The sequence below is a fragment of the Pseudocolwellia sp. AS88 genome (assembly GCF_030551755.1).
Taxonomy (GTDB): Bacteria; Pseudomonadota; Gammaproteobacteria; order Enterobacterales; family Alteromonadaceae; genus Pseudocolwellia.
On the sequence record NZ_JAUPEC010000018.1, the window covers coordinates 1 to 12,282 of the forward strand.

General features: G+C 36.3%; 11 protein-coding genes. 2 read left to right on the top strand and 9 right to left on the bottom strand.

Annotated elements, in window-relative coordinates:
• Window positions 1-88 precede the first annotated feature (88 nt).
• Together Q5N69_RS12815 and Q5N69_RS12820 are read right to left on the bottom strand one after the other, a co-directional pair.
• Entirely contained in the window at window positions 89-1,819 is a 1,731-nt protein-coding gene (locus Q5N69_RS12815) for a hypothetical protein (RefSeq protein ID WP_304369356.1), read from the bottom strand.
• 49 nt (window positions 1,820-1,868) lie between these two features.
• Window positions 1,869-3,170: a conjugal transfer protein TraF gene (locus Q5N69_RS12820; RefSeq protein ID WP_304369357.1), complete on the bottom strand. Its 1,302-nt coding sequence runs from the start codon at window positions 3,168-3,170 to the stop codon at window positions 1,869-1,871.
• A gap of 166 nt (window positions 3,171-3,336) precedes the next feature.
• Between Q5N69_RS12820 and ansA the strand changes: the two genes are divergently transcribed.
• Window positions 3,337-4,353 (top strand): asparaginase, encoded by a 1,017-nt coding sequence (gene ansA, locus Q5N69_RS12825; RefSeq protein ID WP_304369358.1) that lies wholly within the window; start codon window positions 3,337-3,339, stop codon window positions 4,351-4,353.
• 198 nt (window positions 4,354-4,551) lie between these two features.
• Here ansA and Q5N69_RS12830 read toward each other — a convergent pair whose 3' ends face one another.
• From Q5N69_RS12830 to Q5N69_RS12860, 7 genes are all read right to left on the bottom strand, one after another.
• A complete protein-coding gene (locus Q5N69_RS12830) occupies window positions 4,552-7,098 on the bottom strand; it encodes a metallophosphoesterase family protein (protein WP_304369360.1) in 2,547 nt (848 codons plus the stop codon).
• 282 nt (window positions 7,099-7,380) lie between these two features.
• Window positions 7,381-8,373 carry an alpha/beta fold hydrolase gene (locus tag Q5N69_RS12835; protein WP_304369361.1) on the bottom strand — a complete coding sequence of 331 codons (993 nt, stop codon included), beginning with the start codon at window positions 8,371-8,373 and terminating at the stop codon, window positions 7,381-7,383.
• A 176-nt stretch (window positions 8,374-8,549) separates the two neighbouring features.
• The gene (locus Q5N69_RS12840) at window positions 8,550-9,095 is read right to left on the bottom strand and encodes a hypothetical protein (protein ID WP_304369362.1); all 546 of its coding nucleotides are present in this window, start codon (window positions 9,093-9,095) and stop codon (window positions 8,550-8,552) included.
• 143 nt (window positions 9,096-9,238) lie between these two features.
• A complete protein-coding gene (locus tag Q5N69_RS12845; protein ID WP_304369363.1) occupies window positions 9,239-9,565 on the bottom strand; it encodes a Rho-binding antiterminator in 327 nt (108 codons plus the stop codon).
• 43 nt (window positions 9,566-9,608) lie between these two features.
• Window positions 9,609-9,884 carry a hypothetical protein gene (locus Q5N69_RS12850; protein ID WP_304369364.1) on the bottom strand — a complete coding sequence of 92 codons (276 nt, stop codon included), beginning with the start codon at window positions 9,882-9,884 and terminating at the stop codon, window positions 9,609-9,611.
• A 153-nt stretch (window positions 9,885-10,037) separates the two neighbouring features.
• Window positions 10,038-10,454 carry a group II truncated hemoglobin gene (locus Q5N69_RS12855; RefSeq protein ID WP_304369365.1) on the bottom strand — a complete coding sequence of 139 codons (417 nt, stop codon included), beginning with the start codon at window positions 10,452-10,454 and terminating at the stop codon, window positions 10,038-10,040.
• Between the two features lie 46 nt (window positions 10,455-10,500).
• Window positions 10,501-10,782, bottom strand: coding sequence for a hypothetical protein (locus Q5N69_RS12860; RefSeq protein WP_304369367.1), 282 nt, complete (start codon window positions 10,780-10,782; stop codon window positions 10,501-10,503).
• A 466-nt stretch (window positions 10,783-11,248) separates the two neighbouring features.
• On the opposite strand from Q5N69_RS12860, the gene tal reads away from it, so the two are divergent.
• Window positions 11,249-12,187 carry a transaldolase gene (tal, locus tag Q5N69_RS12865; RefSeq protein ID WP_304369368.1) on the top strand — a complete coding sequence of 313 codons (939 nt, stop codon included), beginning with the start codon at window positions 11,249-11,251 and terminating at the stop codon, window positions 12,185-12,187.
• The last annotated feature ends 95 nt before the right edge of the window (window positions 12,188-12,282 follow it).

A 12,282-nucleotide genomic window follows, 5' to 3' on the forward strand; every position in this document is an offset into this window, starting at 1 on the left:
ACCAAGTGCACAAAAAAGACCAGAAGCAAAAGCTACTGGCCTTTCATTAAACCGTCAACGTATCTTAGGACGGGACATACTGCTAATTCTACAATCCAATACGTGACGGTAGTCTTTCTTGGCATTGTGCCGCTGAAGTAGGAACTATTGTGCTATCTGTTAAACCATCTTCGCTGTGATAAACATTTAAGTCGCCATCAAAATCGAAGCGTACTTTTTCGTAATCAATATTCGCGATAGTTTCATTACCTACAGGTTTTAAGATTGCTTGATAAGTTGCACCTAAGAAATTAATGGTTAATAAAGCGCTGTAAGTTTCTGTAGTGGTTTCAGACGCGCCAAGTAATGACCAATAACCATCTACCAGATCACCTCGGGTATTTCCTTCGCCTAAAGTACCATCGCTTGATGCTTTGTCTATGTATTTAACACAAGCTGAAAACGAGCCTTCTGTGTCGGTTGCTGCACCATCAAAATAGAATTCTACTTCTTTATCATCTAAATTATTTGGGCTAAAACCTAAATCGAGATCCGAAACTTTTAATGTGTAACCACCTAGTTGTGTGAATGGTTCTGCATCAGTTGCTAAAGTACTCGCTGCAGCTAAATCTTCAAGTGAGTCGAAGTCGTCACCGGTAAAATCATTAACGGCTAAACTTGCAATATCAGCATTGGCTGAAGCTAAGCTTATAACTAATGCGTCTGGTAACGTTCTATCTTGATTAGTTAGAAAGGTTATCGCGTTATCTATGCTAGTATCGGTTGCGCGTTCGTTTATCGATTTGATCAGTAAACTTTCTATAGCTCGTACACTACCTAAGGTTGTGGTGTCAGATATTGAAACATCACGAATAATTAAACTGTCGATAACTGATGACATTGAACTTGCTACGCTAGCAGCGCGATTAAGATATTCAGGGCTGGCTAAACTGCCAATATCTGCTGGTAAGAAGATATCTTTACGCTGATATATTTCTTGAAGTTCGCTTTCAGCGTTATCTAAAATATGGATGAGATCATCTGTGTTAGCTAGTACTGTATCTAAGTCATTCGCTGACGTTACAATTTGATTGGCCAGTTGAGTGTAAATAGCGCTTGAAGCATCGTTAGGCGTTCCTAGTTCTTCACCAATTTCATCGTAAGTATCTGTTAATCGGTCTGATAAAATGGATACCACTTTATGTAGTTTAAGTGCTGTATTTAGCAGTGAACTGTCGATAGTTCCTGCGCCATCTGTATTTAAATAATCAATATCAAGATCGCTTTCTTGAATACTTAAAGCTGATAAAACAGTTGCACGTTCAGTGTCAGATTCAATACCTGTTAATAGTGATGTGATTGGTGTGAGCACTGTTTCTGTTACTCCAGCTTCTGGAATAGCTGAAATTCTTCGGCTTAGTTGACCTTGGAAAGGTTCGCCAGTTAACACATCGTAACCACCGTCAATTCGCAATACGGCTGTATCGAGCACACCAACATTTTTTAAACAATATTGGTTTTGTTCTGCGGTAGCTGTGTCGGCACAATAGTCTGTAGCGGTGTTCGGGTTATATGAAAAGTAACCTTGGTTATCGGTAAATGCATAAGCTTCCCATGCGTTACGAGTTGCGTCGTTGTTGGTGTCTAAATAGACTGTTGATCTTGCCACATAACCATCAATGGCTTGTCCACTAAATACTTGCTCTGTAGTTGTTGGTGTACCTTCATCTTGGTCTGTTCCACCACAAGCACTCAATAAAATAGCGGTAGATAAAGCAACGGTAATCTTTGATTTTGACTTAAAGCTTAATTGTAATTGTGAGTTAATTAAATTTTTCATTCTGTTTACCTTAATGCTGATAAATTATAGCGAGTCTAAGTCGCTTTAATTAAAATTGTTCTTGAATACTTAATGAGAACCCTAAGCGGCGTGGACTTGATGAGTCATCAATTTCTACACTGTCTAAGCCATATTCAAAATCAAGCGCTACAATATCAAACAATGTAACTCCTGCTGTAATGGTTGAAATTTTAGAGCCTGCCAAGTTTTTATGATATCCAGCTCGTATTGAAGGAATAATGTATCCATCAGAATGATAAGCTACCGAAGTGTGAAGCCATTGGTTGTCGTCGCCAATAATATCGTCGTATTTAGCAAGATCGAGTGCTGCAGAAACTTCAACTTCGTTTGATACTTTGTATAAGCCATCAAGTCGAGCTGTAGCATTTTTTGTATGCACTTCGTTAGCACTAATTTGACCTACAGTTTGAGTGAAATATTTAGCTGATTCACAGTTACTTCTTGATGAGGTGTTTTCAGCAATGCTTTCACAGTTAGTACCAATTTCGCCGTATTCAAACTCTGGTGAGTTGATGTTTTCGAAGGTTAAACCTATACGATAAGATTCTGCATCCCACACTAAACCAATATCTACGCCAAAGTCGCTGGTTGAGTCTTGATTTTGGTCGTATTCATCACGAATTAAATCACTTACGTCTTCGCCAGCAAGTTCGATAATAGGAAGAACTTGTTTACTTAATTCCATAGTGATGTATTTAAATTTACCGCCAGCATAAAGTTTACCTAAATGATGATTGAACACTTCGCGGCCGTAACTTATGGCAAAAGTTTGTTCGATACCTGACTTTAAATACAAGGCTGATGCTGTAGCAAACGAGTTGTTTTGATTATTGTAAGATAATTCTGAAGATAGGAAACTTAAACCCGCTTGAACGTTAACTGAATAGTCGAAGCCGATTGTGCCTTGTAGCGTTTCTGAATAAAAATAAAGTGGTAATAAAGGTGCGTTCATTCCTGCATTAATTTTTACGTAACCACTTTCACCAGCTCGGTCGATTACATCGTTAAAGCGGTCTAACACTGCACTTGGTTCATCGGTAGTTAAGCTAGGGTCATCAATAATATCTGCAAGTTCTTCAATATCATCAGAAAAGTTGTCTAACTCCCCTACTTCAACGTTAAAACCAAACGTTGGAAAATACGACATTCTAAAACTATCACCTTCGCTGAGAATTAAAGCATTCATAGCTGGATTATAGGAAGCTGAAGAAAGTGACGATGACGAAGATGATGGTCCTAACGACATTGCTGCGCCTGTGTTTATTGAACTGCTATCAGCGTGAACATTACAAGCCACTAGAATAGCTGTGGCGATTATAAGTTTTTTCATTCATTAGCCCTTTATTTAATTTATTACGTTATAATTAGCATAGCTCAAATATGACTATTTGTTTATATATTTTTTATAATAAAATCAACATGTTAAGATTTGTTCAATATAATGTTAAAATTTAATTAACCTTTGAACAAACTTCAGTCTTGGATAAAAACACACAATGAAAAAACGCATCTATATTGCCTACACAGGCGGAACTATTGGTATGAAAGCCAGTGAAAATGGTTACATCCCTGAAACGGGCCATTTAACAGAATCAATATTGGCTAATGTGGATTTTCAACGTGATGAAATGCCTGAATTTACGATTCAAGAATATTCACCGTTAATAGATTCTTCAAACATGTCGCCAAGTGATTGGCAGTTTATTGCTGAAGATATTAAAGCCCATTATCACGATTATGATGGCTTTGTAGTTTTGCATGGTACTGACACTATGGCTTATACCAGCTCGGCTTTGTCGTTCATGTTTGAGAATTTATCTAAACCCGTTATTGTTACGGGATCTCAAATTCCATTAAGCCAATTACGCTCAGACGGGCAAGTTAACTTATTAAATTCGTTATATATTGCCGCTAACTTTCCTATTGCTGAAGTAGGTTTGTATTTTAATAACCGACTGTACAGAGGTAATAGAAGTATTAAAGCTTTTGCCGATGGTTTTAATGCCTTTGATTCGCCTAATTTACCTCCTCTGTTAGAAGCAGGTATTAATATTAATGTGATTGAAGGTGAGTTATCGACAATCGAGAAAGATGACATACAACCTTTAGTGTTAAGTAATATTACGCCTCAACCTATCGGCGTTGTGCATCTTTATCCGGGTATAAGCCCTGATGTTTTAAAAAATATTATTCAACAACCTGTTAAAGCTTTGATCATTAGAAGTTACGGTGTTGGTAATGCTCCACAAGATAAAGGTTTGCTTGAATGTATTAAAACCGCCAGCGATAACGGTATTATTATTGTTAACTGTAGCCAGTGTATTAAAGGCACGGTAAACATGGACGGATACGCAACAGGTAACGCGTTAAGTAAATGCGGAGTGATTGGTGGTGTTGATATGACGCTTGAAGCGACGTTAACTAAGTTACATTACTTGTTGAGTAAGAATTTACCTGCTGATGAAATACGTTCGTTGATGCAGACTAATTTACGTGGTGAGTTGACTCGATAAATTTTAGATCGCTTAACTTCATAGAGTTTATACATTTTCTTTTTGTAGATTCGCTTCATGGTTCAAAAAGTCAAAAAGTCAAAAAAGCGATAACGGTTTTAAATCGTTATCGCTTTTTTAGTTTCAGCTTTGTTTTTGGTTTACCGATATAAAGCCTGATTAACTGTTCAGATAACCTTTGCTTTAAACTGTTACTTATTACTCAGCGGTTGCTGTGTTTTCAATAAGTGCAAAACGTCCGTCTTTATGGGTGAATCCCCACACTGTGTTGTTATTATGGTTGTAACCCCATAAATAAGTTCCACAACTGCTGTCTACGTCACTTGGTGCGCTACCTGCTCCAGATTTAAACATAACACTGAAATCATCTGAGTATGATGTTTCTGTAAAACAGCTATCAGCAAGAAACTCTTCCCATTCGCCCGTTTCTTCATTGTAACGACCTATGGTTAAGGTGGTTAAGTCGATACCTTCAGGCGCTGTCATTGCAATGGTCATAGCATCAGCTTCGTCGTCTGCTGTAATAACCCCATCGCGAACGACATTGGTTGGGTTTGTTGTTTCTACCGCATCTTTGTCGAAGAATAATTCAGATGGCGAGCTAGCTTGTACAAAACCATTGGTATTTTTGTAAGTACCGTCTTGGTTCAAGTTACCGTTGATTAATAAAATATCTGAAACTGTTGTTTCGTCGTTATCTGTAAACCAACTTAAAGACAGTAGTTCATTCATAGCTTGTTCTTGGCGTGGAATGTTATACACATTGGCAAAGCTTGTGTATTCACCTTTACCGGTTGCAAGTTCATCTTCATAGTTAACGTGAACACCCACTTGTTTGCTGTCTTGTGTGTCTGTCGTTAGCATTTCAACACTGTTGTAGGTTAAGTTAAAACCGTCAAGTATTGCTGCTTCTGTTCCTATGTAACCTTCTTCGTCTGGCGTTTTAGTTGTTGTCCAGTAAGATTCGTAAGGAGATACAACACGTTGTAAAGCGTCATTAGTGTAACTAGCGTTATCGCCTAAGCTCCATTCAATTGGAATGATTTCTTCTACTGTAGCGCCTGAGCTGTCTTTGTCGTATTGGATCCAAGCGTTTTGCGCTTCATCCCAATAAGTACCCATGTTCATGTCAGCTTCTGAGAAGTTAACTGGAGCGTAGTAGTTTTTGAAGGTAATTTGACGGCCATTTACTTCAACAATAACAAATGAGATTTTGTTGGTTTTTTCGTATTTGGTTAAGTCTTTATCGTACTGACTGTTTGTTCCTTCGTAATCACCTACTTGCGCGAAGTTATCTTGCGCTAAACCTGTTTCGTATTTGTCGTGAATACCGTAGCGATTGTTATAAGCTTTCCAAGATGCATTACCCGCAACAATTTGCGTAAAGCCTACTGATGGATTGGTATTGTCTGGATGTATTAAGCTACGTGAATACTGATGATCGTGTCCTGCAATGTAGTTAACTTTGTATTCGCTCAGTAAGTTAAGTACGTTGTCTAATAAACCTGGTGAAGATTCATCTTGTAGCTCTAAGTAACCAAGTTGACCCGTGTCTAAACCTAAAATACCTGGCTCTGTTTCGTTTTCGCTTTCACCGTTATCAGCATTACTTAATGAACTAATGTAATCAAAATATTCATCGTAGTTATAAACTGATGGGCGCTTTTTAGTTGATAATGCTTCGTGACCAAACATTACAATATGATCAACCGTTGAACCTTTAGTTTCTAATACATTTTTCAACCAGTCGTAAATCAATAACCATGTGCCTTCGTAGTTAACTGATACAAGGTCGCTGGCGTAAAAATCGAGGGCAATAAATAACGTATTGTTTTGCACTGTGTAGTACATCAAGTCTTCAATTTCTTCGTAACCAACAATCTCGCCATCAGCTAAACCTTGAGCTAATAAACTGCCTGGATATTCTTGATAAAGCTTATAACCTTGGTCGAAGTTTGAAGAGTCATTTTCTGTGTAAGCATCGATACCGTTGTCCATGTTGTTTACTGAACGGTTATCGGTTGTGTTTACTTCTGTAGTAAACCAGCTTAACCAATCGTAACCGTCAACAATTTCATGATTTCCACGAACCGGTAGTACTGTCATTCCTGCCTCAGTTAATGGATTGGCAACTTTGTTCATCCACTCTACGTATTCGTTTTCTGTACGTACGTCTGTCATGTCACCTACAGCTAACACCACAGAAACACCTTCAGCTTTGATTTTTGAAACAATTGGATCAACAAGAAGTGCTGGTAAGTGTTTGAAATCGTAAGGTGTGTCTGAACGTTCGTTACTTGCTATAGCTACTGGTGCAGCTCCGTCAGCAAGTGGATCACCATTTTCATCGGCAAAGAAGGCATTGTAGGGGTCTGAAACGTCTATCTTCCAGCCTTCACCATCAAAAATGTCATCGTTGTTAACGTCGTAACCGATATCGATTGATAAGGTGATATCGTCGTATGTGTGAGTAATAGTTTGTTTGTAATCGTCATCATCGCGGCCTTGCGTATCTGGAATTACAGCAAATCTCCAAACTTTATCGTTATTATTTTCGGCAAGTACGTTAGCGCCTTTGGTGATTGAAGAGATTGTTTCACCTGAAGAATCCTCTACGACTTCTTCAACAATTACTTCTGGGATATCAGGCGTGATCTCTGGAGCGGAATTTGAACTATCGCTATTACATGCACTTAATGTTTGTGCAATAGCAATAACTAGAGCTGTTTTTGTTAAAACCTTCATTATAATATTCAACCTATCACTGGGTTTGATAGCCCAATAATTCTAAATATGGATATCGAGCTTTAGGATAAGCGGTGCATGTTAGAGATGCTTTATGACAAATTAATGATGGAAATGTGTCGGATTTATGTCATTAAATTCATTTGGTTTTAAAGATAGTTTGATTAGGTAGGTTTAGGGCTGTAGATAAAAATAAAGCCAGTAAGGTTTCGCACCTCACTGACTTATGTTTACTCGATTAAACCAGAAACTCGCACTAATCCTTAGTTATTGCGTTACTAGCTATTCAGCTAAAGCTTTATCAAACGCTTTGATAAATGCGCTGTAATCTTCAAAGTGTGGCATGTGACCTAATCCATCAAGCTCATATAAAGTTGAATTCTTGATAAGTTTATGTGCGTTTTTACCTAGGTTTTTATAATCACCTAGTGTTCTGGTAACTCCTAGTTTTTTAAAGCCTCTACCTGGACCTGTATTATCTCTTGTACCAATAATTAAGTAGGTTTTGTTTGTAATTTGTGGAAATTTATCAACAATATTCTCAGCAAAAATAGGCCCATAAGTTAACGCATTGTTCCAAGCAATGATTGGCCAATCGCCACCTGCAATCATGCCTTTTAACGGAACTAAAAGTTGTTCGTATTCATTTGACCATTTACCATCATAATAATTCTTTTGCTGGTAGTTTCTGGCTTTTTCAAGTGTTGATGCAAGTTGCCCTTTGTAGAAGAAGTTGGTGTCTTTAAATTCAACATACTTGCTGTAGTCTTCTAGTCCAATAGGATTGATAAGGATAAGTTTATCTACTGAGGCGCTGTAATTAACAGCAAAAGTTACTGCTACCATCCCACCCATAGAATGTCCCACTACATCATATTTTTTAATATTTAAACTATCTAACAATGACTTGGTATTTAATGCTAATTGAGGAAAGCTGTATTGATAAGATTCTGGTTTAGATGATTTACCAAAACCAATTTGGTCTGGAATGATCACTCGGTAGTTTTTCTTCACTAAGTCGTTTGCTGTTTGTTCCCAGTAATAAGCTGAAAAGTTTTTGCCATGGAGCAATACGATAACTTTATCAGCGTTTGTATTACCAACATCCATATAGCGCATTTTCAGTTCTTGATTTTGAGAATTGAAGTGAAATGTATTTACTGTAAATGGGTAATCAAAACCATCGAGTTCTTTATTGTATTTAACCGCAGATTCAGCAAATGCTGAAGCAGTAAATAGAAAAGCTGAAACGAGGATCAACACTATTTTTTTCATATTATCTCCATATAGGTAAATGACTAAAGTTAAAACGGGTGTTAACTTATTGTAATCAATGGAAGGTGATCTTGTTACTGGTTTTAGAAGAGATATGGGATGCTTTTGTAAAATGATATTTCACACAGAAGCTTTATAAAGAAATGCTTACCATACTTGCTTTACTTGGCCTGTTTTTATTTAGTTGCAGATGAATTAATTGCGTTAATTTCTGAGAAATGTGTCGCAAGTTCTGTTGCGATTGAATGATGTTTAGCGGGTTTTGTTGGCTTATCATTTTCTGAACGCAGTAAAACTGAGTGTTCTGGTTGTTTAATACTTTTAGACGACAACTCTTTGATCGACACCATAGCCAATGCTAGCGGTGGATGACTGAGGTCTGGTCTATATGCTGAAAGCACAGGTGCTTGGTGTGAAAATAGATTGGTACCAGCAGGTAAATAAGCTTTAACAACAAGCAACGAAACGGTAATGATAAATAAAGCGGAAAAACTTTTAACAAGAGATTGAATATTATCGCGCACTAAATAAATAACAACTAATGAAGCAGCCATAATAAATACTCCGGCTAATACGCCATAACGCATATAAGTTGCAGCATCGCGAGTTGTAAACCATTCTTGGCGTGTATCAATTAACGATAAAGACATAAAAATAACGCATACGATACTGGAGATCAGAATTAAATCTGACCAAAACTTTGAATTTGTTGCTACTAACATTCAAGGCTCCCAGCTTTATGGTTAGTTATCTCGTTATAAATATTATAAAGAGTTTTGGGTTAACGGAAGGTTAAGAAATTAATGCCGTTAATGTGAAATAATCATTGTTTTGAGGTGTTGCTACCCTGAGTTTAAAAGAAGACTCAGGTAAAAGAAACAAACTTAAAGTGTGGATTTTCAATCAGAACATTGAGTGTTGCTAAACCATCTAGAGGGACCAAGGTTTCTGCCTCTTGGTTATTACTTGGGGTTTTCGTGTTAACACTCTTTTGAATATCCGTATTCACTTCCTCTAAACAACCTTGTGTAGAGTTATTTAAACGTACTTTGATACATTCTTCTTTTGCAACATTATACCTAGTATCAAGCGCTGTGCACTCAAAAATTTCGCCATTTTTCATTGTTAATTTAACGGGATATTGATGCATGCAGGCAATTTCAATATAGTCGTATAAGTGACAACTGATCATAAAGTCTCGTAGTTACCTGAAAAATGGCTATTTTAGAGTTAATTTATACCACAAAAACCACAATGGCAGCAGTTACACCTAATACAGAATAATGCGGTGCTCCATTAGGTACTTTGTCTAATAACCAAAAACAAAGGAAACCTAAGGCAAATAATATCGCACTTCCTATAAATACACCTGCTAGTGGATTTCCCATAATTAAACCAGCAATAGCTAGTGGAATACTAAAAAGTAACGCTGAAAAATAAGGTTCTTTTTTTACTAAATATAATTTGTATGAAAGAGCCAACATTAGAAGTGAAAAAATTACAAAAATCATAGGTGTCCGTTTATTAAAGTGTATTGTGTATTTGTATATATGTTCGTTTTTATTGTTAACTTAACTCATTGTATCTTGTTTAATTATGGTTTTATCGGTTTATCGCTATACCGTTAACCACAAGAGTTTAGAGCTAGTTTTTATTATACAGATTCAGCCTGTAGAAACTTGTCTTATTCTTTCTGCTGGAACTCTTAATTGTTCCATCAAATAAAGCTTAAATGGCGCTTCATAATTTTGTTTATCTACAGCTTTTTGCATACAAAGTAGCCATGCTTCAGATTCTTCTAAGCCAACGGTTAGATGTTTGTGAGCTAATGGGATATTTATTCCCCCAAAATGCTCTGCATAGAGTTTTGGACCACCTAACCAACCTGAAAGAAAATAAGCGAGCTTTTTGCTTGAAAGAATTAAATCTTTGGAATGCATATTTCTAACATTTTCGGCGACTTTAAGGGTTGCCATGTTGTGATAAAAATCTTCCACAAGTTGAGTAATGCCAGCTAACTCCCCTGCCATTTTATAAGAGTTATCACCTACGCCATATTCACAGCTTTTATTCGTTTTCATTTATAACGATTCTTATACGTTGTTTGTCACTTTATATTTAGTAAGGCTATAAAAGTGAAATGCCCGGCACTTCAAGAACTGATTTAGCATTAGCACGTTCAATAATTTTAACTAAGGCTGATTGAATAACTTCGCTTTCTCTGGCGTTGTCTTTGCTATTAAACTTTTCTTCTTGCACTGCAGCGCCTTCTTCTAAAGTAAATCCAACAACCACTAAAGTTGCACTGTCTGACGATTCACCAAAGTATTCGATGGAAATTTTTGGATAGCCTTTATCACCTGCTTTCACTAATTTGGCTATACGTTTTTTAGCTTTATCAACATGCATATTTATTTCCATTTAATTTGAGTGTTTGCTTAACCTCAATTTATATGAATAGCGTTAAAGATCAAAGTAATAAAATCGATAATTGATATTTACTTTAAAATAATTTCTGTTTGAACATTTTGAAATTATATTTACCTTGAAGTTCATGACTTCATACCTAATTTCTTTTCACTTATGTTAACTGGTGATTGATAGTAGACTGGGTTATATCAAATTGAGCAAAATATGTTCGCAACTTGTGGTTTGATGTTCATCTAAGTTAAACTTAGCGCCATTAAATCAATTAAGTTGATTTAATATGAATAAAACATTGTTAAATAGACCAAATAATTATTTGCTATAAAGTTAATATCAGCAATAATGTGTATTCACTATTTTCACGGGTTATAGTTCTAAATCAGCTATGCCTAAAATCCTGATTGGATTACACGGTAATCATTCAGAATAATCAATTAGTAGAGTTCCCATGAATTTATTAGAGCAATTAAAAAAAGTAACTACCGTTGTTGCAGACAGTGGCGATGTTGATTCAATTAAAGCATTAAACCCTGTAGACGCTACAACTAACCCTTCGTTAATTTTACAAGCAGCTAAATTACCTCAATACAAAGGTCTTATAGACGACGCTATTGCAAAAGCAGGTAGCGATATTGATGACGTTTGTGATCAACTTATTGTTAACTTTGGTTGTGAGATTTTAAAAATTATCCCTGGTCGTATTTCAAGTGAAGTAGATGCACGTTTGTCTTTTGATACACAAGCAAGTATTGAAAAAGGCCGTAAGTTAATCGCATTATATGAGAAAGCTGGTATTTCTAAAGATCGCGTTTTAATTAAACTTGCTTCTACTTGGCAAGGCATTAAAGCTGCAGAGCAATTAGAGAAAGAAGGTATTTCTTGTAACTTAACTTTATTATTCAGTAAAGCTCAAGCAATTGCCTGTGCTGAAGCAAATGTAACGTTAATCTCTCCGTTTGTAGGTCGTATTTTAGATTGGTACAAAGCAAGCGAAGGTAAAGATTTTGTTGGTGCTGAAGATCCAGGTGTAATTTCTGTAACAAGTATTTATAACTACTACAAAACTTACGGTTATAACACTGTTGTTATGGGCGCAAGCTTCAGAAACACGGGTGAGATTATTGAATTAGCAGGTTGTGATTTGCTAACAGTTTCTCCTGCGTTATTAACTGAATTACAAAATACTGAAGGCACATTAGAAACTAAGCTTTCTGCTGAAGGTATTGAAGTTAAATCGAAAGACGATATTGTTCCTTTAACTGATGCAACGTTTGCTTGGGAACATAATGAAGACGCTATGGCAACAGAAAAACTATCTGAAGGTATTCGTAAGTTTGCTGTTGATCAACGCCTTTTAGAAGACCTAGTAGCTGACTTAATTAAATAATCTAAGTTTAGGTTACATAGTCAGATTAAATAGTTAGTTCACATTCTATTATGTTGGTTTAATGCCAACATAATAGATGTTTTATTTTCTTTGTA

Coding starts and splice junctions, on each gene's coding strand:
- Q5N69_RS12815 (WP_304369356.1), bottom strand. CDS start 1,819: ATGAAAAATTTAATTAACTCACAATTACAATTAAGCTTTAAGTCAAAA.
- Q5N69_RS12820 (WP_304369357.1), bottom strand. CDS start 3,170: ATGAAAAAACTTATAATCGCCACAGCTATTCTAGTGGCTTGTAATGTT.
- ansA (WP_304369358.1), top strand. CDS start 3,337: ATGAAAAAACGCATCTATATTGCCTACACAGGCGGAACTATTGGTATG.
- Q5N69_RS12830 (WP_304369360.1), bottom strand. CDS start 7,098: ATGAAGGTTTTAACAAAAACAGCTCTAGTTATTGCTATTGCACAAACA.
- Q5N69_RS12835 (WP_304369361.1), bottom strand. CDS start 8,373: ATGAAAAAAATAGTGTTGATCCTCGTTTCAGCTTTTCTATTTACTGCT.
- Q5N69_RS12840 (WP_304369362.1), bottom strand. CDS start 9,095: ATGTTAGTAGCAACAAATTCAAAGTTTTGGTCAGATTTAATTCTGATC.
- Q5N69_RS12845 (WP_304369363.1), bottom strand. CDS start 9,565: ATGATCAGTTGTCACTTATACGACTATATTGAAATTGCCTGCATGCAT.
- Q5N69_RS12850 (WP_304369364.1), bottom strand. CDS start 9,884: ATGATTTTTGTAATTTTTTCACTTCTAATGTTGGCTCTTTCATACAAA.
- Q5N69_RS12855 (WP_304369365.1), bottom strand. CDS start 10,454: ATGAAAACGAATAAAAGCTGTGAATATGGCGTAGGTGATAACTCTTAT.
- Q5N69_RS12860 (WP_304369367.1), bottom strand. CDS start 10,782: ATGCATGTTGATAAAGCTAAAAAACGTATAGCCAAATTAGTGAAAGCA.
- tal (WP_304369368.1), top strand. CDS start 11,249: ATGAATTTATTAGAGCAATTAAAAAAAGTAACTACCGTTGTTGCAGAC.